The organism is Vibrio sp. 10N.247.311.14, from assembly GCF_041467715.1.
GTDB classification, from domain to species: Bacteria; Pseudomonadota; Gammaproteobacteria; order Enterobacterales; family Vibrionaceae; genus Vibrio; species Vibrio crassostreae_C.
In genome coordinates this window covers 28,714-55,145 of sequence record NZ_JBFSVE010000036.1, presented here as the reverse complement: position 1 = coordinate 55,145, position 26,432 = coordinate 28,714, and the positions used below count along the sequence as shown (strand labels likewise).

The window sequence follows — 26,432 nt, the reverse complement described above, 5'->3', positions numbered from 1 at the left end:
CTGAGCCCGTAGAGGACTTTCACCTCCTAGATCAACGCCATGCTCGGCGCACAAACAAAAACGCCGAACATAAGTTCGGCGTTTGAAATGTATCTAATACAGCTTTGAGCTCAAGCTATTTTCAACTCATGCTATACGCTGAATGATGCGCCACAACCACATGTTGTTGTAGCGTTCGGGTTGTTCACAAAGAAGCGTGCGCCTTCTAGGCCTTCAGTGTAATCAACCATGCCGCCCATTAGGTATTGTAGGCTCATTGGATCAACAACCAGCGTTACACCGCTGTTTACAATTGTAGTGTCGCCATCATTTACTTTTTCATCAAATGTGAAGCCGTATTGGAAACCGCTACAACCACCACCTGTAATGTATACACGCAGTTTTAGTTCTGGGTTTTCTTCTTCAGCAATTAGCGTTTGTACGCGGGTAGCTGCTGCATCAGAAAAAGACAATGGGATATTTACTTCGCTCACGACAACCTCTCTTACCTGTGTCAAAAACAACATGATACAAATCTAATTCGAGACCATAGTTGTTGAGTATTTTCTTATATTCCGGTGATTATCTAATACCTGACTGAAACGTTCAAGTATTCACCACAGGATCGGTCCTTTTACTGCTGTAAACTCGCCAATATCTAACAATTAAAACGTGTAACCACACAAAACAACCAGATTCGGGTGATTATCTGGGCGAAAGCATTCCTAGTTGGATTAGGGATAGGTACAATGCGTGCCAATTGGTCCGACAGTCAAAAGAGGATATATCAATGACCAAATCAGCAGAGCTGTACGAAAAAGCACAGCAAACCATTCCTGGTGGCGTAAACTCTCCAGTTCGTGCATTCAATGGCGTAGGTGGTTCTCCAATCTTCGTTGAACGCGCTGATGGCCCACTTATTTTTGATGCTGATGGTAAAGCGTATATCGATTACGTTGGCTCTTGGGGTCCAATGATCCTTGGTCACAACCACGCGGTTATTCGTGACGCAGTTATTGCAGCAGCTCAACGCGGCCTTAGCTTCGGTGCTCCAACCGAAACTGAAATCAAAATGGCTGAACTGGTATCTGAGATGGTTCCATCAATGGAACAGCTACGTATGGTGAGCTCAGGTACAGAAGCAACAATGAGCGCGATTCGTCTAGCTCGTGGCTTCACTGGTCGTGACAAAATTCTTAAGTTTGAAGGCTGCTACCACGGCCACGCAGACAGCCTACTTGTAAAAGCTGGTTCTGGCGCACTGACTTTAGGTCAACCAAGCTCTCCAGGCGTACCGGCTGATTTTGCGAAACTAACGCTAACAGCAACCTTCAACAATCTAGATTCAGTACGTGAAATCTTCGCAGCAAACAAAGGCGAGATCGCTTGTATCATCGTTGAGCCAGTAGCGGGTAACATGAACTGTATCCCTCCTGTAGAAGGCTTCCACGAAGGTCTACGTGAAATCTGTGATCAAGAAGGTGCATTGCTAATCTTTGATGAAGTAATGACAGGTTTCCGCGTTGCTGAAGGTTGTGCTCAGGCTTACTACAACATCAAGCCAGACCTAACGTGTCTTGGTAAAGTGATTGGCGGCGGCATGCCTGTCGGTGCTTTCGGTGGTCGTAAAGACGTGATGCAATACATCGCACCAACTGGCCCTGTTTACCAAGCGGGTACGCTTTCAGGTAACCCTGTTGCAATGGCTGCTGGCTACGCATGTTTGAACCTTCTACGAGAAGAAGGCAACGAAAAGCGTCTAGCTTCAAAAACTAAGCAGTTGGCAAAAGGCTTCAAGCAACTTGCTGACAAGCACGGCATCCCGATGCTAGTTCATCAAGTTGGCGGTATGTTTGGTTTCTTCTTCACTGACCAAGAAACTGTGACGTGCTACGAAGATGTAACTAAGTGTGATGTAGAACGCTTCAAGCGCTTCTTCCACCTAATGTTAGATCACGGTGTTTACCTTGCACCTTCAGCATTCGAAGCAAGCTTTACTTCTCTTGCTCATGGTTCAAAAGAACTTGATGCAACACTAGAAGCTGCTGACCGCTCTCTTGCGATCATTGCTGCTGAAAGCAAATAATCGAAAGCACTTTATAAGTCGCTAACCGATTGAATTTAGGGCTGCATTAAATGCAGCCCTTTTTTATATATCGCGCTCACCAGCCACAAATATGACAGCTTATTTAGCCGTCGACTAAGGCTAAAGCTGAACCAAAAGCATTAACGTTCCCAGAAAAGGAAAACCAACAACATCAAGGTACCAAGGAACATTCTGAACCAAGGGATCTCTTTTTTTGTTTGCTGTTCTTCGTCTTGGCATTTCTTATCTTTATTACAGCATCCCATTATCAAAACTCCTCATTGCTAACTCTCTGTTTTGCAGCCATTATAAACTCAGAACGCAAATATAGAGACCATTACCGTGTCAGAAAAACTCAAAATCAATTCCAGCCACTGGGTGATCATCATTGCCCTACTCGCGGCGGCTTATGCTTGTTACTTGCTTATCGAGCCATACGTTAACTCTATCGTGATGGCCTTTATCATTTCACTATTGATGTTCCCAATCCATGAGTGGCTTGAAAAAAAGCTCCCGAATAAAGAAAACATCGTCTCTCTGCTGTCTTGTGTGATTCTGACTTTCATTATTGTTATCCCTTTATTGGCAGTATTCGCAGCAATTGTTCAGCAAGGTTCTCTGTTCTCTCAGAATACTTACCAATGGGTGACCCACGGTGGCATTCAGACTCTGTTTGCTCACCCGTTAGTGGTCAAAGCGCTGTCATTTGTGAATAACTACCTGCCTTTCGACAACATTGAGCCCCAAGCCATCGCACAAAAAGTCGGTGAGTTTGCGACCAGCTTTGGTTCTAAGCTAGTTGGTATCAGTGCGAAAATCTTAGGTGACGCGACCAATTTCTTGATGGATTTCTTCTTGATGTTGTTCGTTTTGTTCTTCTTATTAAGAGATCATGACAAAATCATCAGTGTGGTTCGTCATATTCTGCCGCTGTCTCGTAGCCAAGAAGACAAACTTCTAACAGAGATAGAACAAGTATCTAAATCAGCAGTAATGGGCTCATTCTTAACCGCAATCGCGCAAGGTTTTACCGGCGGTTTAGGTATGTGGATTGCCGGTTTCCCAGGTCTATTCTGGGGTACTATGATGGGCTTTGCCTCTTTCATCCCAGTTGTGGGTACCGCATTAATCTGGATTCCAGCAGCAACCTACTTGTTCCTAACTGGTGATACCACGTGGGCGATTTTCCTAACGGTTTACTGTGTAGCGATTGTTGGTTCAATTGATAACCTTCTGCGTCCGCTGCTAATGCAAGGCAGTGCAGGCATGAATACCCTGATGATCTTCTTCTCACTATTGGGTGGTATTCAACTGTTTGGCCTAATTGGTCTTATCTACGGACCATTGATTTTTGCGATTACCATTGTCCTATTCAACATCTACGATGAAGAGTTTAAGGACTTTTTAAACCAGCAAGACAAGAGTTAACGAACTTGACGTCAACTTGATTGGCGAACCCGTATTAAACACTTCAAGCTTTGGGCGGATTATGCGAAAATCCGCCCTCATTTTTTGCTAACGATTCAACAGAGTGTCCTATGTCAGCTTATATTGCACCAAGCCAGATTGCTCAACGCCAACTCGCCTACTTTGAAGGCAAACATGTTTTAGTTGCCGGTGAGGCAGAAGACTTGTTCCCTGTTGAGTTAGCGAAGCATTGTGAATCTGTCTCTGTGTTTACTTCTAATTACAGCTACTACCGTCAATTAGAAGGCTACAACACCATCCAACGTTTTTATGGTGCGGAGTTTACCGAAGAGACCAAAGCCGACTTAGTGATGTTGTACTGGCCAAAAGCCAAAGCGGAAGCGGAATTTTTGTTGACGATGCTATTTGCCAAGCTAGGCAAAGATACCGAGATCGTCGTGGTTGGTGAAAACCGTTCAGGCGTGAAAAGCATCGAGAAGATGTTTGCTCCTTACGGCAAAGTTGTTAAATACGATTCAGCGCGTCGTTGCTCTTTCTACTGGGGTCAATGCTTCGAGCAACCACAAGCGTTCAACCTGCAAGACTGGTTTAAGACCTACACGGTTAACATTGGTGAGCAATCACTTACGGTAAAAAGCCTTCCTGGCGTCTTCAGTCACGGTCAATTCGATGTCGGTAGCCAACTTCTGTTGGATACTCTGCCAAAACTAAAAGGCAAGGTACTGGATTTTGGCTGTGGTGCAGGCGTATTGGGCGCGGTGATGGCATCTCGTAACCCAGATATCGAGCTAGAAATGTGCGACATCAGTGCATTTGCCGTGGCATCAAGCCAAGCAACGCTAGAAGCGAATGGTTTAACGGGTAAAGTCTTCGCATCCGATGTCTATTCTGATACTGCAGAAGACTATCAGTTCATCATCAGTAACCCACCATTCCATTCAGGTTTAGACACTAGCTACAGCGCGACTGAGACCTTACTTTCTCAGGCTCCTAAGCATTTGAAGCGTTCTGGTGAGATGATTATTGTTGCGAATAGTTTCTTAAAATACATTCCAATTATTGAACAAGCGTTTGGAAAATGCGCGACTCTAAATAAGACCACTAAATTCGCGATCTATCACGCAAACAAATAACCTCTCTAGCACAGCGCAGGGTCATTATCTGCGCTGTCTGTTCATATTTTTGTCAAAACTCTATAAAAATGAGCTTTTGCACACGCTTTAAATACCACTTACTTGTCAAAGTAAAAAAACTCGTTAATTTCGTTAAATTGGAACCCGTTAATTCTATTCTCTGTACTTGTTTTCGCCCCTTTTAGCAGTACATCAAAGGAAAGTAGTACCCAATTTATGTTTAGATTCTATCGTAAGCAGAAGTTTAAGCGCCTTCAAAATACCCTAATGCTGGCATTTCTTGTCCTCAGTATTACCCCTGTGACACTTATCGCGATATTTTTCCTCCAATCGCACAGTCAGGATCTCCAGGAACAAAGCACCTCACACCTTGTTTCGGTTCGTGATACTAAGCAGCAGCAAATTGTCGATTACCTACAAGCTCAAGAATCCCAAGTGATGGGCTTTGTTCGCTCAGAATTGGCCAATGCCAGTGGCGGGCGATTTTATGGTTTGATCAATGCATTTCAACGATTGGGGTTAGATATTGACGAGGCACGCAGTAATGCACAGCAGCGCTATATTCAAGGCTCTGGCGATCAAATCAAAACGTCGATCCTCCCTGAATCCAGCAGCTTTATTGGCAGCGAGCGTTATCGCCTGCTCCACAAGCGCTACCATAATGCTTACCTAGAACTGCTTAAACGCTCTGATTTTGACGATATTCTCTTAGTTGATATCAACGGTAACGTCGCTTATTCCGTCTTTAAAAATGACGATTACGGCACCAATCTGCTGACAGGAAAATACAAGGACTCCAACCTAGGTATTACCTTTCAACGACTAGCCAAAGACGTAACCGACCGACGCAAATCTAACGAAGATTACACGCCGGTTATCGTTTCTGACTTTAAAGACGAGAATGGCAAACAGACCGCATGGCTAGGCGCACCTATCGTTCAACAAGGCTACCTACACAGTTACGCGATGTTTAGGCTACCAATCAACGGCATTACTAAGTTGATTGCGGATCTCAACAAGAGTTCGAATATTCAAACGCTGCTTGTAGGTGATGATCACCTGCCGCGTAGCCTTGCTCATTCACAAGAATCTATCAACTTGAGCCTTGATGTTGTCGATAAAGCATTGGCTGGCGAAACAGCGGTTGGCACCTTCGACAACACCCTAGATCAAGCGATCATCGCGGCATATACGCCAATTGAGCTGAAATACGCAACATGGGCTCTTGTCGTAGAGCTGCCAGAGAAAGAGGCGTTTGCCCGTATTCATCAGTTAGAAAAGATCTTCGTGATCGTGATGCTAACGGCGATCATTCTGGTAGTCGTTGCATCGCACTATCTGTCTAACTTCATCACATCCCCACTGCTTAAACTGACGTGGGCTGCCGAAAAAGTATCGGCGGGTGATCTCGATGAAACCATGATCAATACCGAGCGCAAAGATGAGATAGGCCGACTCGCGGTGAGCTTCGAAAGAATGCAGCGATCTATTCGTGAAAAAATGCAGCTCATCAAAAGCCAAAACGATGAGCTTGAGGACAACCTTAAGACCATTCAAAAGCAAAACGAAGAGTTACAACTGGCAAATAAACTCAAAGATGAGTTCTTAGCGACTACTTCACATGAATTGAGAACACCACTGCATGGCATGGTGGGTATCGCTGAAGCGTTGATATCTGGAGCTAACGGCCCTATTCCTGCTAATCAGAAATATCAGTTGGATATCATCATCAATAGCGGTCAGAGATTGGCGACCTTGGTTGATGATCTGCTTGATTATCACAAGATGCGCTATGGCAGCTTAGATATTAAGAAATCAGCCGTTGATTTGTCGGCAGCCACCAGCTTGGTCCTAGAGTTGTCTCATCACCTATTGGGCAATAAGCCAATCCGTATTATTAACCAAGTCCCAAGTGATTTAGGTCTGGTTTCATCGGATCCTCAACGACTTGAGCAAGTGATGTATAACTTGGTCGGCAATGCCATCAAGTACACCTCAGAAGGTAAAATTGTTATCTCTGCCAGCGTTATCGATGACAACATTCGTGTACAAGTTGTCGATACTGGCCAAGGTATACCGGCCGAGTACCTTGAGCACATCTTTGAGCCATTGATTCAAGCAGGCCAAGATGCGAGTAACTACCGCCAAGGTGCAGGGCTTGGATTATCGATCAGTCGTCAGTTGATCGAGCTAATGGGCGGTTCACTGTACGTTAGTAGCCAACCAATGCTCGGCACTACGTTTAGCTTTACCCTGCCCCTAGCTACTCAAGATGAGTTAGACAGTTACAACGAATCAGGTCACTACTCGCACTTCCAAGCGCCTGATTTAATTGATAACAGCCAACAAGAAAATAGTGTTATCAGTGAAAACCCAGATGGCCCGTTATTGGTTATCGCCGATGATGAGCCGGTTAACCTGCGAGTATTAGACAGCTTCTTGAAGTTAGAAGGTTATCGAGTACGTACTGCATGTGATGGCCCTGAAACCATTGAACTGATTGAGAAAGAGAAGCCAGAGCTGCTTCTACTCGACATCATGATGCCAGGAATGAGCGGCTATCAGGTTTGTGAAGCACTGCGTAAGCAATACGATCATGCTCAGTTGCCAATCATCATGCTAACGGCACTCAACCAAGCAGAAGACCGTGTTCGAGGTTTCGAAGCTGGCGCCAATGACTACTTGTCTAAACCGTTCAACAAACAAGAACTAGCGGCTCGAATTACAGCACATCTATCAGCAAGCAAAGCTGAACAAAGACGCCTTGAAAACGACCAACTGCAACTCGAGCTCAAACATAGAGCGATGGTTGAGGCTAACTTGTTAGAAACTCAAGGCCGCTTATTAGAGCAACTAGAATCGGCACCTGAAGCCATCATCTGTATTCGTGACGACCAACGTATTCGCTTTGCTAACGAAGCTGCGGCGAAGCTATTCAGACGCGGACAAGAACAACTTAAACGCTCAATGGCCGACGAGATCATTGCGCCTAAATACCTTAAGGTAGAACAAGCCCACTACTGCGGTGATATTGATATCTATATAGACGATACACGTCAGCGCATACCAAGTGACATCCTTAAGCTGCCTGAAGGCTCAGGGCTCGACACCATGTATATCTTCAATGTAGGTGGTGGTGTTAACTCAAACCGAATCAATAACCTTGAAACGGCGGTTGAGGCTCTCTCTAGTTATGCCTTTGAAGGCGACAAAGATAAGTTACAGCAGCTGAAAGAGCTTGGCGGAGAATTTACTCGTCTTGCTGACAAGGCAACCGGTGAAGGTAAAAACAAGCAAGAGTTAATGCGTGAGGTACTGGTCGATGCGATGACGAATGCCATCATCTACTGGGAATCGGTGACTGGTGAAACCAAGTTTGCTTTCGCCGAGAAGAGTGGCTTGTGGCGCGTCTACTTAGACCGCAGTACGCTGCAAACTCGAACGCTAGACAAATACCTACGCGTAGAAACCCTACCGAAAACGCCTCGCTGGCGAACGGTACTGAGCTCAATCGAATTCATTCTGGAACACTGCAAAGAACAGACGCCAGAAAGAACCCATATTGAGATGCTAAGAGATAAACTTCAGAAACTACTGACCAGTTAAACCCTGAACCAACATCACGATACTTTGAATAATGGAGCCCACCTAGCGTGGGCTTTTTTGTACGCCTAATAATCACAAAAAGTAGAATCCCAACGCTTGCAACGCACTTTTTTTACGCCTTTAAACAAGGGGAAATTCACGCTAATTACTCACAGTGCGTGCTGGTAACCGTCAGTACTTTTCGTTCTATTCTCAATCATATCTGACCGTTATCTGACTCTTTGTTGCAGTTTGAGAAGCGAGTCACAACAGAACGGCAGATTTAATTTTCTAGGGAAATTTAACGTAAAACTGGCAAGTGACCGAGATCTACAATTATACCAACGTAGGGTAAGGCATTATAATAAAAAGCCTTTAAAGTTAGTGGCCACTTACAACCTGCAAGAACCTCAAAACCAAATGCGAGTCACATCACTTTAACAATTGCGTACGAAAAACCACCAAAGCAACCTATTTTGACGTTAATGACGTGGGGTTGTGTGTTTTTAACATTTTTGACGGGAAACGAGTTTGATTAATTCATCGATAAGGTGTTTTCTTACTCCTGCCAAAGGCCTACAGGCCACTCTTACCACTTCTCAGAATCAACGATGAATCTGGAGCAACGAAGAAGAGGTAGGCCTTTAACCAGAGTGTGTATCTACTAAACAATTTAGCGACAGATAACATTCAATCCATTAGTGAAATGAAAGCAAATAGTAAGGAACAGCTATGCTTGCCAATATAAAAAAAACAGCAATAGCAACAGCAATTATTGCAACTGCTACAACAGGTTTTGCATCAGTAGCAACCGCTGCAGAACGCAGTGAACTGACCGTTCACCCGAAAGAGTACACTACATTCGTACGTAACTTTAACCCGTACCTTGGTGCTACTAACCTACATACTACAACTGACTTCATGTATGAGCCGCTAGTAGTATTTAACGAAATGCACGGTAACACTCCAGTGTTCCGTCTAGCTGAAAACTTCAAGATGTCAGATGATCTGATGAGCGTTGTTTTCGACATTCGTAAGGGTGTTAAATGGTCTGACGGAGAAACTTTCTCTGCTGATGATGTTGTTTTTTCTTTCAACCTTGTAAAAGAGAAGCCAGAGCTTGACCAATCTGGTATCAACTCTTGGGTAACTTCTGTAGAAAAACTGAACGACAACCAAGTTAAGTTCACACTAACAGAAGCAAACTCAAACGTACCTTACGAGATTGCTAAAGTACCTGTAGTACCTAAGCACATCTGGAAAGACGTTAAAGATCCATCAACGTTTACCAATGAGAACCCGGTAGGTTCTGGTCCATTTACAGAAATCGATACGTTTACAGCGCAGCTATACATCCAGTGTGCAAACCCGAACTACTGGGATGCAGACAACCTAGATGTTGACTGTCTACGTGTTCCACAAATTGCGAACAACGACCAATTCCTAGGTAAAGTTGTAAACAGTGAAATGGACTGGACGTCTTCTTTCGTTCCAGATATCGATCGTACATACGCAGCAGCTAGCCCTAAACACCACTACTGGTACCCGCCAGCAGGTACACAGGCATTCATCGTTAACTTCAAGCACCCTGATGCTGCGAAGCATGAAGCATTGAGCAACGTTGACTTCCGTCGTGCTTTCTCTATGGCTCTTGACCGTCAAACTATCATCGACATCGCATTCTACGGTGGCGGTACTGTAAACGATTTCGCATCGGGTCTTGGCTACGCGTTTGAAGCTTGGTCTGATGAAAAAACTCATGACAAGTACAAAGGCTTCAACACTTACAACGCTGAAGGCGCGAAGAAGCTTCTTGCTGACGCTGGCTTCAAAGATGTAAACAAAGATGGTTTTGTTGACACTCCATCAGGCAAGTCTTTCGAACTAATGATTCAATCGCCAAACGGCTGGACTGACTTCAACAACACAGTTCAACTAGCGGTAGAACAGCTAAACGAAATCGGTATTAAAGCAAAAGCTCGTACACCTGACTTCTCTGTTTACAACCAAGCAATGCTTGAAGGTACATACGACGTAGCATACACAAACTACTTCCACGGTGCGGATCCATACACGTACTGGAACAGTGCTTACAACTCATCACTACAATCTGGTGATGGTATGCCTCGTTTCGCAATGCACTTCTACAAAAACGACAAGCTAGATGGTCTTCTAAACAGCTTCTACAAAACAGCTGATAAGAACGAGCAGCTAGACATTGCACACGGTATCCAGCAAATCATCGCTGCAGACCAAGTGACAATCCCTGTGATGTCTGGTGCTTACATGTACCAATACAACACAACTCGCTTCACTGGTTGGTGGAACGAAGAAAATCCAAAAGGCCGTCCAAACATTTGGGCTGGTATTCCAGAGCGTCTACTTCATGTACTGGACCTAAAACCAGTTAAATAAGTAATCGTTCAATCCTTGCGGCGTAACCTCTTACGCCGCTTATAAAAATCCCCACACTCTCAATTGAAAGTATGGCGCTAGTCGTCAGGGGATTTTTCGTTCCAAATTTCGCTAGGAGCGACCTGAATCCAGAAACAGGGAAACAATCTGGGTGAGTAAGGTGTGAGTTATGGGTTATTTTTTAAGACGTTTGTCATTTTATTTTGTCGCGCTATTAGTTGCTGCGACGTTAAACTTTATTATTCCAAGAGCAATGCCTGGTGACCCAGTTACCATGATGTTTGCGAACGCTTCTGTACAAGTTACTCCAGAGCGTATTGCTGCAATGAAAGAACTATTAGGCTTCGTTGATGGTGGCTACTTAGTTCAATACGTGGCGTACATGAAGAACATTCTTAGCTGGGAACTTGGTACATCAATTCAATTCTACCCACTTTCTGTAAACACACTGTTGGGTGGAGCATTCGGTTGGTCGCTTTTCTTAGCCGGCACCGCAGTTATTCTTTCTTTCTCGATTGGTTCAATCCTAGGTATTTTCGCAGCGTGGAAACGCGGCAGTAAGTACGATGCCTTCGTAACGCCAGGGATGCTGATTCTACAAGCCGTTCCTCAAGTTGTTATCGCGATGATTGCACTATTTACCTTTGCAATTGGCTTGAAGTGGTTCCCAACAGGGTATGCCTACACCGCTGGTACTATACCTGATTGGACAAGCTGGGCATTCATTAAAGATGTCGCTTACCACGCCTTCTTACCACTGTTCTGTGCTTCTGTTGTTCAAATTGGTGGCTTCCTAGTAAACATGCGTAACAACATGATCAACCTATTAGCCGAAGACTACATCACCATGGCGAAAGGCAAAGGCCTGAGCGAAAACCGAGTGGTATTCAACTACGCAGCTCGTAACGCGATGCTACCTAGTGTGACAGCCCTGTCAATGTCGCTAGGTATGGCAATCGGCGGTCAGTTAATTATCGAAATCATCTTTAACTACCCAGGTCTTGGCAGCGTACTTTTCAACGCAATTAACGCTCGTGACTACCAAGTACTGCAAGGTCAGCTGCTTATCATGACGCTATTCATGCTGTTCTTTAACCTAGTTGCAGACATGCTTTACGTTGTTCTTGACCCTCGTCTTCGTAAGGGTGGTAAATAATCATGAAAGACTTTTTAAAACTCATTTGGCGTAACCCGATGGCCCTAACAGGCGTCATCATCCTAAGTATTTTTATTCTTGGCGCGATTGCAGCTCCATTAATCACCAAACATGTACCAGACAAGCGTACAGGTAACCCACACGAATATCCTGGTTTCGTGGTGAAGTCTGCACAAACTAACCCTGATGGCTGGGTTGCTCAAAATCTAGCAGACGACCGTCGTACATTGATCATGTCTAAAAAGGCAGACCACGTACTAGGTACAACTCGTATGGGTCGTGACGTTTGGTCTCAAGTGGTATACGGCGCACGCGTATCTCTTGCTGTAGGTTTTGGTGCGGGTCTAACCGTATGTTTACTCGCAACTGTTATTGGTGTTTCTGCAGGTTACTTCGGTGGCCGTGTCGATGACGTTCTAACAGCCGCAATGAACATCATGCTGGTAATCCCTCAATACCCATTACTGTTCGTAGTAGCAGCCTTTATCGGTGAGGCAGGGCCACTCACCATAACCTTGGTTATCGGCTTTATGTCTTGGGCTTGGGGTGCCCGTGTTGTTCGCTCCCAAACCTTAGCACTGCGTGAAAAAGAGTTTGTAAAAGCCGCTGAAGTTTTGGGTGAATCTTCATTCCGCATCATCTTCGTAGAGATTCTGCCAAACCTTATCTCTATCGTTGGCGCAAGCTTCATCGGTTCGGTGATGTACGCAATCATGATGGAAGCAACCATCTCGTTCCTAGGTCTTGGTGACCCGAACACAATCAGCTGGGGCATCATGCTTTACAACGTTCAAACCTCTTCATCAATGCTGATTGGCGCTTGGTGGGAACTGTTGGCTCCTTGTATCGCATTGACACTACTTGTAACTGGTCTTGCTCTACTTAACTTCGCGGTCGATGAAATTGCTAACCCGCAACTGCGTTCTCACAAAGGCATGAAGCGTTGGAAGAAACTAGCAGCTCAAGACAAAGAAGAACGTGAACCAGAACTACCACCACAAAATGCACTTTGGAGCGGAGATAAATAATCATGTCTGAACCACTAATTTCTATCCGCAACTTATGCGTGGATTACATCACAGAGTCTGGCGATGTTCGTGCGTGTAACAACGTAAGTTTCGACATCGCTCCAGGTGAAGTCTTCGGCCTAGCTGGTGAATCTGGCTGTGGTAAATCAACGGTCGCTTTCTCTCTTATGCGTCTTCATAAGCCGCCCGCTTACATCAGTGGTGGTGAGGTTATCTTCAACGGTGAGAACATCCTTGAATACAGTGATGACCGTATGCAGTCGTTCCGTTGGAGTGAGATGTCGATGGTATTCCAGAGCGCGATGAACGCACTCAACCCAGTACTACCGATGGAAGAGCAGTTCTGTGACGTAATCATGCGTCACACCAACATGACTCGCGAGCAAGCTAAGCAGCGTGCTGAAGGTCTACTTGAAATCGTAGATATTCACCCGAGCCGATTGAGTGACTATCCTCACCAATTCTCTGGCGGCATGCGTCAGCGCTTGGTTATTGCTATCGCGTTAGCACTGAATCCGAAGCTGATCATTATGGATGAGCCGACAACCGCACTTGATGTGGTTGTGCAACGCGAAATCCTACAAAAGATCTATGCACTAAAAGAAGAATTTGGCTTCTCAATTCTGTTCATCACCCATGACTTGTCATTGATGGTCGAGTTCTCTGACCGCATCGGCATCATGTACTCAGGTGAGCTAATCGAAGTGGCCAACTCTCAAGATATTCTAGAAAACCCTTACCACCCTTACACCAAAGGGCTGGGAAATTCTTTCCCTCCACTGACAGGGCCAAAGACAAAGTTAGCAGGTATTCCGGGTAACCCTCTGAACCTGTTAGAGATCCCTGAAGGGTGTCGTTTCCAAGCTCGTTGTGACCGTGTACATGAAAAGTGTACCAAGGTGCCAACCAAGCTGCGTTCTATCGACCCGGGACATTTGTCTAACTGCCACCTGTACGGTGACCCAATAGTACAAAGGAAGCTATAGCTTGCACGCTGACTCAGCGTGAATAACGAACAAGGCGGCTCGACCGCCTAAAAACAAGCAAAGCGAATAAGGATTCTGGAGACAATTATGAGCAAAGATTTCGGTCAATTATTGGTAGAAGGCAAGAATGTCGTAAAAGACTTCCCAATAAGCAGTACCACCATTCAAACCCCAATGATGCGTGCGATTAACGACGTGTCATTCAAGATGTACAAAAGCCGTGGCCTAGCAGTGGTTGGTGAGTCTGGTTCAGGCAAATCAACAACCGCAAAAATGATCGCAAAAATGTACGCACCTTCAGGCGGCACGATCGAATACAAAGGTCGTGATATCCAAGAGATCTCAAGCAGAAAAGATCTTATGCACTACCGTGAAGGCGTGCAGATGGTATGGCAAGACCCGTTTGGTTCATTGAACCCAACGCACAATATCTTCCACCACATTGCTCGACCACTGTTGATCCACAAGAAAGTATCTCCGGGCAACAAGAAAGAGCTAGAAGAACGCGTTTACGATCTTTTAGAGCAAGTAGGTCTCATTCCGCCAAAAGAGACGGCGAAGAAATACCCTCACCAACTGTCTGGTGGTCAGCGTCAACGTGTCAACCTAGCCCGCAACATCGCGGTAGGTGCCGAAGTTGTACTAGCCGATGAGCCAACTTCAATGCTTGATGTATCGATTCGTGCCGGTGTTTTGAACCTGATGGAAGAGATGAAGTTCGAGAAGCAAATGTCTCTGCTTTACATCACTCACGATATCGCAACCGCTCGTTACATCGCTGAAGACCTTTCGGTGATGTACGTGGGACACATGGTGGAATGGGGCGATACCGATGACGTGATTGCTAACCCTCAGCACCCATACACCCAATTGCTTGTTTCGGCCGTTCCAGATCCTAAGAAGTCGATCCACGAGCAACTTGCAGGCAACAAAGGTGAGATTCCTCTGTGGACACCAGTATCAGCAGGCTGCCCATTTGCAGGCCGATGTACTCACGCAATGGATAAGTGCAAAGAGCAGCTACCAGGGGTTACGCAGCTCGCTGATAACCACTTTGTGCGCTGTTACCTACACGAAAGCTAAGCAATAAAACCCAAGTTAGGGTCTTCGGACCCTAACTATTTATATCCAAAACATTCAAGTACCTAGCCAATAGAAACTAGGACTGTCGGAGAATATTGATGCTGTTATTGACCAACCATATTGGCTATGAGTCCACAGGCCCGAAGCAAGCTATCCTACAAACTAAGAAAGCTCGCCTATCAAGCACTACGGCTCTACTCGTCTGTGCTGACAACCATATGACTGTCGGAAATTTTGATGTGGTTAAACAAGGCCGCGTAGCAAATTGGCATCAAGGGCAATTCTTCACTATTGATTTCAGTTCAGTCACTGAATCTGGTCGCTACTACCTACGTTTTGACAACCTGCGTTCAGAAGTATTTGAGATTGGTAGCAACCTATTAATGAACCACACGTTTTCTGATGTGCTTCATTACTTTAAGTCACAACGCTGTGGCGGGATTTTCGACAAAAAAGATCGACAAGCACAAATTCTAGGTACCGACCTATACGTCGATGTCCACGGTGGATGGTATGACGCATCAGGTGATGTCAGTAAGTATTTTAGCCACCTGTCTTATGGTAACTACCTAAACCCACAACAAATTCCGATGGTCGTTTGGAACATGCTAAAAAGCGTACGCTTGACTGGCCATAACCCAGACTTCCCGAAATTCTCCATGACTCGTCTAACGGAAGAGGCTCTGTTCGGTGCCGACTTCTTAGTGCGTATGCAAGACGCTGACGGATACTTCTATATGACGGTATTCGACAAATGGAGCAAAGATATCAACCAACGCGATATCTGCGCTTATGCGACTCAAGAAGGTCATAAATCAACGGACTTACAAGCGGGCTACCGACAAGGTGCAGGTGTTGCTATCGCAGCATTAGCCGCAGCTTCTGAGCTTGAAATCTCTGGCAGCTACTCGAGCCACACATACCTTGAAATGGCGGTTAAGGGTTACTGGCATCTAAAAGAGTACAACCTCCAGTATCTAAACGATGGTGAAGAGAACATCATCGATGAGTATTGCGCCCTACTCGCAGCCAATGAGCTGTATCGCGTAACACAAGACCAGCAATACCTATCAGAAGCAAGAACTTGGGCGACTCGTTTAATCTCTCGTCAGCAATCCGATGATTCATTTGAGCACTTCTGGTCGGCAAACTCTGATGGCTCTCGTCCATACTTTCACGCAGCTGAAGCCGGTCTTCCTGTGATTGCACTATGTGAATACATCGACAATGAAACCGATGCTGAATTAAAAGAACAGGCGCGCACAGTTGTTGAACAAGCTTGTCAGTTCGAAATCAACATCACCGACAAAGTCACCAACCCATTTGGCTATCCAAGACAATACGTTAAATCTGTCGATGGTGATAAACGTGATGCCTTCTTCGTCGCTCAACAGAACGAAACCGGTTACTGGTGGCAAGGCGAGAACGCACGCCTTGGCTCACTCGCAACCATGGCTTACCTAGTTCAACCGCACATTAAAGATAGCGAACTTCAAGAGCGCTTAATCCAGCTTTCACAAAATAGCCTTGATTGGATCTTGGGCCTCAACCCATACCACATGTGCATGCTCGATGGTCATGGCCATAACAACCCAGACTACCTACCTCAGCTTGGGTTCTTCAATGCGAAAGGCGGTATCTGTAATGGCATCACAGCTGGTTTTGAAGATGAACAAGACATTGCGTTCAATCCACCAGCACAAAAAGATGACATGCTTCAAAACTGGCGCTGGGGTGAGCAATGGATCCCTCATGGTGCGTGGTTCTTATTAGCAACCGCTGCACAGTTCAACTTCTTAGCTCAGCGTAAGGAGCAATAATAATGACTCTTTACTACGTCGGTATTGATGGTGGTGGTACTTCTTGTCGTGCTCGTATTCGTGACGCTCAAGGCAAACTGATTGGTGAAGCGAAAAGTGGCAGTGCCAACATCCTTTTGGGTGTTGATGTTGCGATGAGCTCAATTATTGATGCCATCACAAAAGCGGCACAACAAGGGCAACTCAACTCAGACCATTTTTCAAATATGCATGTTGGCCTAGCGCTGGCTGGCGCTGAGCAAAAATCAGCATGGTTCGACTTCATGGCTCAACCACACCCTTTCGCAAGCATGACACTAAATACCGACGCTTATGGCGCTTGCATTGGTGCTCACAATGGCCAAGACGGCGCAATCATGATCGGTGGTACGGGTTCTTGCGGTATCTTCCTAAAAGACGGTGAGCAATATGTGGTTGGCGGTCGTGAATTTCCGATTTCAGATCAAGGCGGCGGCGCAGTCATGGGCTTACGTTTGATTCAACAAGTCTTGCTTGCAGAAGACGGTATTCGCAACAAAACCCCGCTGACTCTACATGTGATGAATCACTTTAATAATGATGTGGATGCCATTGTCGAATGGTCAAAAGGTGCTATTCCAAAGGATTACGGTCAATTCTCACCAGTTATTTTTCAACTCGCTAACGAAGGTGACGAACTGGCTATCGAGATGCTCAAGCAAACCGCCGCTGATATCGAAATGTTTGTACTAGCACTGCATCACAAAGGTGCGGACAAGGTATGCCTGATGGGAAGTATCGCAGAGCGAATTCTCAACTGGCTATCACCACCAGTACAGCAATGGATCGTTAAACCTCAATTCGACGCTATTGAAGGCGCATTGATGTTTGCCGGAAAACCACAACACAACTTGTATCAACAGGCTTAGCAGGGAAGTTATATGAATTATCGCATCGACTTAGCTGTTCTTTCTGAACAAAAAAATAACTGCCGATTTGGCCTTACGGTACATAACTTAAGTGACCTCGACGTAAAAGATTGGTCTCTGCACTTTGCCTTTGACCGATTCATCCTTCCAGAGAGTTTATCGCAAGGAGAGCTGACTCAAGTTGGCAGCTTTTGCTCATTCACACCAAGTTCGTCAGTGTTAAAGGCCAACAACCATTACTACCTTGAATTCAGTATTCAAAGCGCACCATTCCGCTTCTATTCTGATGGCCTTAACGATGCCTTTATCCAGTCACATAATGATGGAGAAACATCGGTACTGCCTGTCGCGATATCACCCATAGTACTGGCTTCGCCATACCGTGAACGCAATCAAATACCTGAAGTTAACGCTGCTGAGATTGCATTGATTCCTCAGCCTAATCAGATCGAATTTCAGCAAGGTAGTTTCGCGCTAAATAACGACTGCAGAATTGAGGTTCAATCTCATCTTGCTGATAAGGCAGTCTCTTGGTTCCAGCAAGAGTTGCTCTCGACCTTTGAGCTGTCTCTTTCGACCGCGCTTTCAGCTGAACTTTCAAAAGACGAAAGCGGCAACATTCTATTTCGCAGCAACCCGACGTTAGATGAAGCCGAATACAAACTGACCATCACTGCACAACAGATTATTGCTGAATCAGGCAGCCAGTCGGGCTTTACACACGCTGTGGCAAGCTTGATTCAACTAGTTCAACAACTGGACGCAGAGAACTTCTCTCTACCATGTTGCAAGATAGCCGACCAACCGCGCTTTAAGTACCGCGGCATGATGTTGGACTGCGCTCGTCACTTCCACTCAGTAGAGCAAGTGAAGCGTTTAATCAATCAACTGGCGCACTACAAGTTCAACGTATTTCATTGGCACCTAACTGACGATGAAGGTTGGAGAATTGAGATAAAGAGCCTGCCACAGCTAACAGAAATTGGCGCTTGGCGTGGCCCTGATCATGCACTAGAGCCGCAATATACCCACATTGCGGAAAACTACGGCGGCTTCTACACGCAACAACAAATTCGTGAAGTCATTGAATATGCAGAGCAACGCAGCATCACGGTGATCCCAGAGATCGATATTCCGGGACACTGCCGTGCCGCAATCAAATCACTGCCTGACATGTTGGTAGAGCAAGCTGACACTACTCAATACAAAAGCATTCAGCACTACAACGACAACGTCCTAAACCCAGGTTTACCAGGCACTTACCAATTTCTAGATGCAGTTATTGAAGAAGTCGCAGAGCTGTTCCCGAGCGAATTAATTCACATGGGTGCAGACGAAGTGCCACCGGGAGTGTGGAGCAACAGCCCTGCTGCTCAAGCGTTGATGAAAGAACACCAGTACCAAGACAGCAAAGACCTACAAGGTCACCTATTCCGCTATGCCGAAAACAAGCTTAAGCAACTCGGCAAACGCATGGTCGGCTGGGAAGAAGCACAGCACGGCGACAAAGTGAGTAAAGAGACCATCATCTACTCATGGCTCAGTGAAGAAGCGGCTGTCAATTGCGCTCGCCAAGGCTTTGATGTGGTGTTGCAACCTGCACAGTTTACCTATCTCGACATGACCCAAGATTATGCACCGGAAGAACCGGGCGTAGATTGGGCTGCCGTTATCCCATTAGAACAAGCTTATACCTACGAAGCACTTGCTGAGATATCCGACACCGACCCAATTCGTAAGCGGATCCGCGGAATTCAGTGTGCTCTATGGTGTGAGATCGTCACCAACCAAAAGCGTATGGATTACATGGTATTCCCAAGAATTAGCGCTTTAGCTGAAGGATGTTGGACACATAAAAACAACCGAAACTGGCTAGATTACCTATCTCGCCTAAAGGGGCATCTGCCATTACTCGACAAACTCAATGTTGATTATCGCAGCCCTTGGAAAGCTCAATAAAACAAACCAAAGCGACACTCATATCGAGTGGTTGCTGACTCAAATTAAGGTGCTCAGTTAGATACGACTCAGCATCACTATTTAAAAATTAGCTGCATAGATGCAGTTTGTTAAAAAGGAAATGACAATGAAATACGGCTATTTCGATAACGACAATCGCGAATACGTCATCACTCGCCCTGATGTACCAGCACCTTGGACAAACTACCTAGGTACTGAAAAGTTTTGTACCGTGATTTCGCACAATGCGGGCGGTTACTCGTTCTACAATTCTCCGGAATACAACCGTGTTACTAAGTTCCGTCCAAACGGCACCTTTGACCGCCCAGGACACTATGTTTACCTGCGTGATGATGAGACGGGTGATTACTGGTCTATCTCTTGGCAACCAGTGGCAAAGAGCCTAGATGAAGCGAACTACGAAGTTCGTCACGGCCTGTCATACTCAAAATTCAAATGTGAATACAGCGGCATTACCGCAACCAAGACGCTATTCGTACCTAAGGGTGAAGATGCAGAAGTTTGGGACGTTGTATTAAAGAACAACACTGACAAGCCACGTACTATCAGCACTTTCTCGTTTGTTGAGTTCTCTTTCAGCCATATTCAATCAGACAATCAAAACCATCAGATGTCTTTGTACTCTGCGGGCACGTCTTACCAAGAAGGTGTTCTGGAATACGACCTGTACTACAACACTAACGACTTTGAAGGCTTCTACTACCTAGCTTCAACTTTCTCACCAGACAGCTACGATGGCCAACGTGACAACTTCCTTGGTATGTACCGTGATGAAGCAAATCCAATTGCGGTTGAAAACGGTAAGTGTTCTAACAGCGCTCAAACTTGTTACAACCATTGTGGCTCTCTGCACAAGCAATTTACGATTCAACCCGGTGAAGAAGTTCGCTTTGCGTATGTACTCGGTATCGGTAAAGGCAACGGTGAACGCCTACGTGAGAAGTACCAAGACACAGCAAACGTAGACGCCGCTTTCCAAGGCATCAAAGATCACTGGGACGAGCGTTGCAACAAATTCCAAGTTAAGTCGCCAAACGAAGGCTTAGACACAATGATCAACACGTGGACGCTATACCAAGCGGAAACCTGTGTGGTTTGGTCACGCTTTGCATCATTCATCGAAGTTGGCGGTCGTACTGGTCTTGGTTACCGTGATACGGCTCAAGATGCTATTTCAGTACCCCATGCCAACCCACAAATGACCAAGAAACGTATTATCGACCTGCTTCGCGGCCAAGTGAAAGCGGGCTACGGTCTACACTTGTTCGATCCTGACTGGTTCGATCCAGAGAAAGCCGACGTTGAGCCATCAAAATCACCAACAGTTGTTCCAACACCGTCAGATGACGACAAGATCCACGGCATTGACGATACCTGTTCTGATGACCACCTATGGATCGTTCCGACCATTATCAAATACGTAATGGAAACCGGTGAGCACGACTTCTTTGATGAAGTGATCCCATACGCAGACGGTGGCGACGCGACAGTTTACGAACACATGAAAGCGGCACTGAACTTCTCTGCTGAATACGTGGGTCAAACGGGTATTTGTAAAGGCCTTCGTGCTGACTGGAATGACTGTTTGAACCTAGGTGGCGGTGAATCATCAATGGTTTCATTCCTACACTTCTGGGCGCTACAAGAATTCCTAGATCTTGCTAAGTTCCGTAATAACGATGCTGACGTTGCGAAATACACTGAAATGGCTGCTAACGTTCGCGAAGCATGTGAAACGCATCTTTGGGATGACGAAGGTGGCTGGTACATCCGTGGTCTGACTAAAAATGGCGACAAGATCGGTACAGCACAACAAGCTGAAGGTCGTGTGCACCTTGAGTCAAACACGCTCGCGGTTCTATCTGGTGCGGTATCTCAAGAACGCGGTGAGAAAGCGATGGACGCAGTCGATGAGAACCTATTCTCTGAATACGGCCTACACCTAAACTCTCCATCATTTGCAACACCAAACGATGATATCGGCTTCGTAACTCGCGTTTACCAAGGCGTAAAAGAGAACGGCGCAATCTTCTCTCACCCTAACCCATGGGCCTGGGTGGCAGAAGCGAAGCTAGGCCGTGGTGACCGTGCGATGAAATTCTACGACGCACTAAACCCATACAACCAAAATGACATGATTGAAACACGCTACGCAGAACCATACTCGTACGTGCAGTTCATCATGGGTAAAGATCACCAAGACCACGGCCGTGCAAACCACCCTTGGTTAACCGGTACCTCTGGTTGGGCTTACTTCGCGGTAACCAACTTCATTCTTGGTGTTCGTACCGGCTTTGAAGGCTTAACGGTTGATCCTTGTATCCCGACTGATTGGCCAGAATTCGAGGTTACTCGTCAATGGCGTGGCGCGACTTATAACATCACAGTGCAAAACCCGAATGCAGTAAGCAAAGGCGTTGCCTCTATCACTATCAATGGTGAATCAGTTGAAGGCGCTATCCCAGTACAAGCAGAAGGCAGCGTGAACGATGTTGTCGTTGTTCTAGGCTAGTCACGCAATTTAACGAACAGCTCTTGTCTCAAGTCTTTACAGGCTTGAGACAATGAGACTAAAAGGATTTTCTAATGATTAAATTTGGTACAGGTGGCTGGCGCGCTTTCATTGGTGAGGAGTTCACTAGAGAAAACGTCCGTTTGGTAGCGCAAGCACTCGCTAACATCATCAACAACGAAGATGCAGCCAAGAATGGGTTTGTGATCGGCTATGACCGTCGTTTCCTTTCCGATAAAGCCGCATGTTGGTTTGCAGAAGTACTTGCGGCGAACAACATCAAAGTAAGCTTCATCGATAAGTTTGTTCCAACACCTATCGTGATGTTCCAAGCAAAAGAGATGGGATGCACCTACTCGGCGTGTATTACCGCCTCTCACAACCCAGCCGATTACAATGGCATCAAGGTATTCATTGAAGGTGGCCGTGATGCTGATGAGATCATCACAGAGAAGATCGAACAGCAAATCGCAACACTGACCAACGAAGATATTATTCGTGTCGATTTCGAGCAAGCGTTGAATGACAAAGAGATCGAAATCATCAACCCGATGAACGCCTTTGTTGATTCCATCATTAATGCCATCGATATTGAATCGATTAAGAAAGCGAATCTACGCGTGCTGATCGACCCAATGTTTGGTGTGGCGAAAAACGCTCTGCAAACGGTTCTTATCAACGGTCGTTGTGATGTCGACGTAATCAACGATGGTAAAAACCCAGACTTCGGTGGCCTAATGCCTTCTCCTAGCGCAGCAACGCTCTATCGCTTGAAGCACTTAGTTGCAGCAGAAGGCTATGACATTGGTATTGGTACTGATGGCGATGCCGACCGTTTGGGAATCATCGATGAGAAAGGTCACTTCATTCACCCTAACGAAGTACTACTCCTACTTTACTACTACTTGCTGGAATACAAAGGTTGGAAGGGCTCTGTCGTTCGTAACATCGCAACCACACATCTACTGGATAAAGTCGCGGCGGATCATGGTGAGAAGAGCTTTGAGGTTCCTGTAGGCTTTAAGCACATCAGCTCACAAATGGAGGCCGATGACTCTCTGATTGGCGGCGAAAGTTCGGGGGGTTTAACCATTCGTGGTCATATCAAAGGTAAGGATGGCGTATTTGCTTCAAGCTTACTGGTTGAGATGATCAGTGTGACAGGCAAGAAGCTGTCTGAATTACTTGATGAGATTTACTCTAAATATGGCTATGCCTACACCGCAGAAGGCGATTATAAGTTTAAACCTTCAGAGAAAGAAGCGCTCTACACTAAGATCTACGTCGAGAAGCAACTGCCTGAATTTGAATACGAAATTGAAAGAGTCAGCTATGAAGATGGTGCCAAGGTGTACTTCAAGAATGGCGGCTGGGTCATTGCTCGCTTCTCAGGAACAGAGCCGTTACTACGAATCTTCGCAGAAATGGAAGATAAAGACACTGCAGAACGTGTTCTTCAAAAAGTGAAAGACTTCCTCTCTCTATAGGCTTATAGAGTGCAGCAGTTTTGTATGGGACTTAACAAATCACTGCCTTGTTAAAGCCTATAAGTGAAGAACTCTTGCCCAGTACTTTGATTAAAGTGCTGGGCTTTTTTATCGCGATTCTTGTAACGATTAGTATCGCGTTATATCTCTTTAAAAAGCCAATACGCCTTTGGTATCGACTTTTACGTTGACCGGCATACCCACTTCAAGTGCTTCTGACGAGGTTGCTAATAACTTCTGACCATGCGCTTCGATTACATAACGACAGTGATCACCCATAAATTGCTGTTCTAGCACCGAAATAGCACTATCTTGCTCGTAACTTGCTTGGATATGCTGGGGCCTTAGCAGAAGCTCACATGTATTGCCGAACTCAATCTCCGTTTGCGGTTTGGCTTCAACCATACCCAAACTGGTTTCAAATTCATGCTCCGAAATACGCTGTGCCTTTAAGTAGCTACCGCCACCCAAGAAATCAGCAACGAACTTACTCGAAGGGTGGAAATACAACTCAGATGCCGAACCATACTGTTCAATCACACCATGGTTCATCACAGCCATCTTATCTGCAAAAGCAAATGCCTCTTCGCGACTGTGAGTCACAAAAATAGCGGTCACACCCTGCTTCTTAAAGATCTTACGAATTTGAGAAATCAGCTCATGACGAACTTGAGTGTCAATGTTCGAGAATGGTTCATCTAACAGCAGTAAGTCAGGCTTGTATGCCAAAGATCGGGCAATCGCAACACGCTGCTGTTGACCACCAGAAAGTTGATGCGGGTATCGTTCACCATACTCATCTAAATGAACCAACTCTAACATCTCTTGAACTTTCTCTTTCTTTTGCTGCTCTGAGAGTTCTTTTAGTCCAAAGCCAACGTTCTGGTTGACCGTCAAGTGCGGGAACAGAGCGTAGTCTTGGAAAATCATACCGATATTTCGTTGCTCCGGTGGCAACCAATTATCGCCATCATCGATGGTTTGACAGTTTAAACTCATTACGCCACTACTCAATGGAAGCAGGCCAGCAATCGCCTTAAGTAAGGTGGTTTTCCCGCAACCACTTGCACCAAGAAGACAAACAATTTCACCATGCTCAACTTCTAACGAGAGCGCTTCCAAGATGGTTTGCGACTCATACTTACAAGTCAGATCTTTAATTGATAATGCACAACTCATTAGTGTTTCTGCTCCAAAGAACGGTTTACGATGATCAGAGGAATTAAACCTACTAACACCAGTAATACAGCAGGCATCGCCGCCAATTCGAGGTGCTCATCTGAGGCATAGTTATAAACATAGGTCGCTAATGTTTCGAAGTTGAAAGGACGCAGCAGCAATGCCGCATTTAGCTCTTTCATTGATTCGATAAACACCAGTAAACCGGCGATCAGCGCGCCGCGTTTAATCAAAGGTAAATGAACACGACGTAACATCTGGTTGGTATTGCAACCCATGGTTTTAGAAGCCATATCCAATGAAGGAGATACTTTACTCAAGCTACTTTCAATACTGCCAATCGCCACTGCAGAAAAACGCACCACCATTGCAAAGATAAGCGCAAACATGGAACCAGAGAAAATCAGCCCCGGACGTCCCCACTCCATCACTTTGGCAATATCATTGACTAAGTGATCCATGAACAACACAGGCACCATCACACCAATCGCCAACACAGTGCCTGGAACAGCATAGCCCATCGAAGCAATACGCATGTAAGCCTGATTTTTCTTACTCGGGCTGACACGTTGATTAAAGTTCACAATCATCGCAATGATAACGCCAATAATCGCCGCGATTACTGACACATAAAGACTGTTAACAGCATACTCTCTGAATTCAGGCGTCCAACTTTGTGCAAAGTATTTGTAGGCATAGATCATCAACTGACCCAGAGGGAATAAGAATGCAACGCACACTAATCCCCAGCACCAAAACAGTGCCAACCACTTCTTCCAACCGGATAGGTCGTAACGAAAGTCTTCACGACTGCTGAATTGATTCTGGAACAGTTTCTGTTTACGACGACTGTAGCGCTCTGAACTCAACAGCAAGATCACGATAACTAGCATAATTGCCGATATTTTCGCAGCAGCCGTTAAACTTGAATAACCTAACCAGGTATCGTAAACCGCTGTCGTTAAAGTGTTGACTGCAAAGTAACTCACGGTACCAAAATCACCGATAGTTTCCATCGCAACAAGCGATAGACCTACCGCCATTGATGGGCGAACAAGTGGCAACGAGATACGACGAAAGCTTTCCCAAGGTGAGCATTTTAGCAACCGAGCGGATTGCAGTAAGGAGACGTTTTGCTCCATAAATGCGGCGCGGCACAGCAAGTAAACATAAGGATAGAGAACGAGAGACAGAACAATAATAGCACCAGATAAGGTTCTAATATCCGGGAACCAATACTCACCGGGTCCCCACCCAGTAAGATCTCGCAGTAGAACTTGAACAGGCCCAGCAAAGTCGAACCAATCGGTGAATATATACCCAACAATATAGCCTGGCATTGCTAATGGCAGTACTAGCGCCCATTGCAAAACCCGCTCTCCCGGAACACGGCACATTGCCATAATCCAAGCAGACGGAATACCAAAAACCAAAGACAGGAATAAGGTTCCCATGACTAAAACCACCGTATTGTAAGCATAGGTGGGCATTACTGTGGACATCAGATGAGAAAATAGCTCATCTGTTTCTCCAACAGCCGTCGTAAAAATCGCTAAGATCGGTAAAACCAGTAATACAGCAATAATGCCGCTACTGGTGTTCCATAAATAATTCTTTTCTTTCATCGCCTAACTACAAAGAGGCTTAATGAAACACAAATGCATTTGCAAATACATCTCATGTCCTTT

General features: G+C 45.6%; 18 protein-coding genes. 14 read left to right on the top strand and 4 right to left on the bottom strand.

What is annotated here, in order from left to right:
• Positions 1–131 precede the first annotated feature (131 nt).
• Positions 132–473 carry an iron-sulfur cluster insertion protein ErpA gene (gene erpA, locus AB6F11_RS14220; RefSeq protein ID WP_004734539.1) on the bottom strand — a complete coding sequence of 114 codons (342 nt, stop codon included), beginning with the start codon at positions 471–473 and terminating at the stop codon, positions 132–134.
• Between the two features lie 296 nt (positions 474–769).
• Here erpA and hemL point away from each other — a divergent pair, with 296 nt between their 5' ends.
• Positions 770–2,065: a glutamate-1-semialdehyde 2,1-aminomutase gene (gene hemL, locus AB6F11_RS14215; RefSeq protein WP_010436060.1), complete on the top strand. Its 1,296-nt coding sequence runs from the start codon at positions 770–772 to the stop codon at positions 2,063–2,065.
• 140 nt (positions 2,066–2,205) lie between these two features.
• Here the strand turns inward: hemL and AB6F11_RS14210 are convergent, their stop codons facing one another.
• The gene (locus AB6F11_RS14210) at positions 2,206–2,331 is read right to left on the bottom strand and encodes a hypothetical protein (RefSeq protein WP_004734537.1); all 126 of its coding nucleotides are present in this window, start codon (positions 2,329–2,331) and stop codon (positions 2,206–2,208) included.
• Between the two features lie 76 nt (positions 2,332–2,407).
• On the opposite strand from AB6F11_RS14210, the gene AB6F11_RS14205 reads away from it, so the two are divergent.
• From AB6F11_RS14205 to AB6F11_RS14145, 13 genes are all read left to right on the top strand, one after another.
• Complete coding sequence (locus AB6F11_RS14205; RefSeq protein ID WP_102394598.1) at positions 2,408–3,493, top strand: AI-2E family transporter; 1,086 nt, start codon at positions 2,408–2,410, stop codon at positions 3,491–3,493.
• 110 nt (positions 3,494–3,603) lie between these two features.
• Positions 3,604–4,626, top strand: coding sequence for a 16S rRNA (guanine(1207)-N(2))-methyltransferase RsmC (rsmC, locus tag AB6F11_RS14200; protein WP_102394599.1), 1,023 nt, complete (start codon positions 3,604–3,606; stop codon positions 4,624–4,626).
• A 216-nt stretch (positions 4,627–4,842) separates the two neighbouring features.
• Positions 4,843–8,232 carry a response regulator gene (locus AB6F11_RS14195; RefSeq protein ID WP_017063266.1) on the top strand — a complete coding sequence of 1,130 codons (3,390 nt, stop codon included), beginning with the start codon at positions 4,843–4,845 and terminating at the stop codon, positions 8,230–8,232.
• A 711-nt stretch (positions 8,233–8,943) separates the two neighbouring features.
• Positions 8,944–10,626, top strand: a complete 1,683-nt coding sequence (locus AB6F11_RS14190; protein ID WP_017056650.1) for an ABC transporter substrate-binding protein — start codon at positions 8,944–8,946, stop codon at positions 10,624–10,626.
• A 169-nt stretch (positions 10,627–10,795) separates the two neighbouring features.
• Positions 10,796–11,782, top strand: coding sequence for an ABC transporter permease (locus AB6F11_RS14185; RefSeq protein WP_017059409.1), 987 nt, complete (start codon positions 10,796–10,798; stop codon positions 11,780–11,782).
• A 2-nt stretch (positions 11,783–11,784) separates the two neighbouring features.
• Positions 11,785–12,810 carry an ABC transporter permease gene (locus AB6F11_RS14180; protein ID WP_017056648.1) on the top strand — a complete coding sequence of 342 codons (1,026 nt, stop codon included), beginning with the start codon at positions 11,785–11,787 and terminating at the stop codon, positions 12,808–12,810.
• 2 nt (positions 12,811–12,812) lie between these two features.
• Positions 12,813–13,796 carry an ABC transporter ATP-binding protein gene (locus AB6F11_RS14175; protein ID WP_017059410.1) on the top strand — a complete coding sequence of 328 codons (984 nt, stop codon included), beginning with the start codon at positions 12,813–12,815 and terminating at the stop codon, positions 13,794–13,796.
• A gap of 87 nt (positions 13,797–13,883) precedes the next feature.
• Positions 13,884–14,879, top strand: coding sequence for an ABC transporter ATP-binding protein (locus AB6F11_RS14170; protein WP_017059411.1), 996 nt, complete (start codon positions 13,884–13,886; stop codon positions 14,877–14,879).
• A gap of 98 nt (positions 14,880–14,977) precedes the next feature.
• Positions 14,978–16,699 (top strand): glycoside hydrolase family 9 protein, encoded by a 1,722-nt coding sequence (locus tag AB6F11_RS14165; protein WP_102394600.1) that lies wholly within the window; start codon positions 14,978–14,980, stop codon positions 16,697–16,699.
• A gap of 2 nt (positions 16,700–16,701) precedes the next feature.
• Entirely contained in the window at positions 16,702–17,586 is an 885-nt protein-coding gene (locus AB6F11_RS14160; protein WP_102394601.1) for an N-acetylglucosamine kinase, read from the top strand.
• Between the two features lie 12 nt (positions 17,587–17,598).
• Positions 17,599–19,545 carry a beta-N-acetylhexosaminidase gene (locus AB6F11_RS14155; RefSeq protein ID WP_102394602.1) on the top strand — a complete coding sequence of 649 codons (1,947 nt, stop codon included), beginning with the start codon at positions 17,599–17,601 and terminating at the stop codon, positions 19,543–19,545.
• A gap of 127 nt (positions 19,546–19,672) precedes the next feature.
• Positions 19,673–22,078, top strand: a complete 2,406-nt coding sequence (locus AB6F11_RS14150; RefSeq protein WP_102319895.1) for a GH36-type glycosyl hydrolase domain-containing protein — start codon at positions 19,673–19,675, stop codon at positions 22,076–22,078.
• A 74-nt stretch (positions 22,079–22,152) separates the two neighbouring features.
• Entirely contained in the window at positions 22,153–23,565 is a 1,413-nt protein-coding gene (locus AB6F11_RS14145; protein ID WP_017072023.1) for a phosphoglucomutase/phosphomannomutase family protein, read from the top strand.
• Positions 23,566–23,715: 150 nt separating this feature from the next.
• Here AB6F11_RS14145 and AB6F11_RS14140 read toward each other — a convergent pair whose 3' ends face one another.
• Together AB6F11_RS14140 and AB6F11_RS14135 are read right to left on the bottom strand one after the other, a co-directional pair.
• Positions 23,716–24,744: an ABC transporter ATP-binding protein gene (locus AB6F11_RS14140; RefSeq protein ID WP_102394603.1), complete on the bottom strand. Its 1,029-nt coding sequence runs from the start codon at positions 24,742–24,744 to the stop codon at positions 23,716–23,718.
• A complete protein-coding gene (locus tag AB6F11_RS14135) occupies positions 24,744–26,369 on the bottom strand; it encodes an iron ABC transporter permease (RefSeq protein WP_017068890.1) in 1,626 nt (541 codons plus the stop codon). Before AB6F11_RS14135 ends, AB6F11_RS14140 begins: the two co-directional genes overlap by 1 nt.
• Positions 26,370–26,432: the final 63 nt, after the last annotated feature.

Excerpts from the sequence above, each read along its gene's own strand:
- AB6F11_RS14145 (WP_017072023.1), top strand. The coding sequence starts at position 22,153 with ATGATTAAATTTGGTACAGGTGGCTGGCGCGCTTTCATTGGTGAGGAG.
- AB6F11_RS14165 (WP_102394600.1), top strand. The coding sequence starts at position 14,978 with ATGCTGTTATTGACCAACCATATTGGCTATGAGTCCACAGGCCCGAAG.
- AB6F11_RS14195 (WP_017063266.1), top strand. The coding sequence starts at position 4,843 with ATGTTTAGATTCTATCGTAAGCAGAAGTTTAAGCGCCTTCAAAATACC.
- AB6F11_RS14150 (WP_102319895.1), top strand. The coding sequence starts at position 19,673 with ATGAAATACGGCTATTTCGATAACGACAATCGCGAATACGTCATCACT.
- AB6F11_RS14170 (WP_017059411.1), top strand. The coding sequence starts at position 13,884 with ATGAGCAAAGATTTCGGTCAATTATTGGTAGAAGGCAAGAATGTCGTA.
- hemL (WP_010436060.1), top strand. The coding sequence starts at position 770 with ATGACCAAATCAGCAGAGCTGTACGAAAAAGCACAGCAAACCATTCCT.
- AB6F11_RS14135 (WP_017068890.1), bottom strand. The coding sequence starts at position 26,369 with ATGAAAGAAAAGAATTATTTATGGAACACCAGTAGCGGCATTATTGCT.
- AB6F11_RS14210 (WP_004734537.1), bottom strand. The coding sequence starts at position 2,331 with ATGGGATGCTGTAATAAAGATAAGAAATGCCAAGACGAAGAACAGCAA.
- AB6F11_RS14155 (WP_102394602.1), top strand. The coding sequence starts at position 17,599 with ATGAATTATCGCATCGACTTAGCTGTTCTTTCTGAACAAAAAAATAAC.
- AB6F11_RS14140 (WP_102394603.1), bottom strand. The coding sequence starts at position 24,744 with ATGAGTTGTGCATTATCAATTAAAGATCTGACTTGTAAGTATGAGTCG.
- AB6F11_RS14160 (WP_102394601.1), top strand. The coding sequence starts at position 16,702 with ATGACTCTTTACTACGTCGGTATTGATGGTGGTGGTACTTCTTGTCGT.
- rsmC (WP_102394599.1), top strand. The coding sequence starts at position 3,604 with ATGTCAGCTTATATTGCACCAAGCCAGATTGCTCAACGCCAACTCGCC.
- AB6F11_RS14175 (WP_017059410.1), top strand. The coding sequence starts at position 12,813 with ATGTCTGAACCACTAATTTCTATCCGCAACTTATGCGTGGATTACATC.
- AB6F11_RS14185 (WP_017059409.1), top strand. The coding sequence starts at position 10,796 with ATGGGTTATTTTTTAAGACGTTTGTCATTTTATTTTGTCGCGCTATTA.
- AB6F11_RS14190 (WP_017056650.1), top strand. The coding sequence starts at position 8,944 with ATGCTTGCCAATATAAAAAAAACAGCAATAGCAACAGCAATTATTGCA.
- AB6F11_RS14180 (WP_017056648.1), top strand. The coding sequence starts at position 11,785 with ATGAAAGACTTTTTAAAACTCATTTGGCGTAACCCGATGGCCCTAACA.